General features: G+C 21.0%; 1 pseudogene. It reads right to left on the reverse strand.

Going from position 1 to position 965, the window contains the following annotated elements:
* Positions 1-851: 851 nt before the first annotated feature.
* Positions 852-965 (reverse strand): annotated as a pseudogene (gene rpsL / locus IE038_RS25560) (30S ribosomal protein S12); the annotation flags it as partial.

Consider the following 965-nt stretch of genomic DNA (forward strand, 5'->3'; position numbering starts at 1 on the left):
CTTATCCAAAACTTATATCATTTAATAATACCATATAAATCACTAAAAACATATAAAATATATAACTAACCCAATAACAAAAATTTCATAAAAAAACTAAAACAAACTACCACAAAACAAAAAATCTTCTTTCAAAAAAAATTCAATTCAAAACTCTTATATATCCAAAATTCAATATTAAAATAATTTCAAAAATTTTCCCTAACTTTATCCATATCAACAAACAATTCAAAATACCTCAACTTTTTTAAAACAAATCCAAATCAAATAACAATAATTCAAAACACTTATTTTTACACTATTTCAAAAACCCAAAAACTCAATCATATAAATATATAAAATACAAAATTTCCAATCCTAACAAAAAAAAAAAAAAAACAAATACTCACTTTTAAATTAAATATCCATTTCCCTCCTTTTCCTACTAAAATTAAAAATCCTATATTTTACATATCCATACAATTAAATCCTTAAATTTCCAAAATAATATAAAAATAAATACTTCAAATCATTACTATTTAACCCAAACCTATTCTAAAAAAATCAAAACATTTCAAATTATTTATTAACACAAACAAAATCAAAAAAAACCTCTAAAATTATTTCAATATTAAACCTTAAACATATAAAAATTCCGAATCAAATCTCTTTTAAAAAAAAATCTTTTATCTCATAATAACCTACTCCAATCCCCTTACAAAACTTTCATTATTAAATTAACCATACACTTCACATATTTCTAACAATTCACATAACATCATCAAATAATACAAATCTTAAATAAAAATCTACAACACACTAAAACACCCTTATTAACAATCCTTTACTCCAACAACATCTAAAATTCCTCAAACAATATAATATCTCACACCAAATAAATCCTTAACCCTTCCCCCTCTTACTAAAACTACAAAATATTCTTATAAATTATAACCAATACCAAATATATAAACAATAATTTCAAA

Source organism: Pseudomonas laurentiana, assembly GCF_014648275.1.
In the GTDB taxonomy this organism is placed as follows: Bacteria; Pseudomonadota; Gammaproteobacteria; order Pseudomonadales; family Pseudomonadaceae; genus Aquipseudomonas; species Aquipseudomonas laurentiana.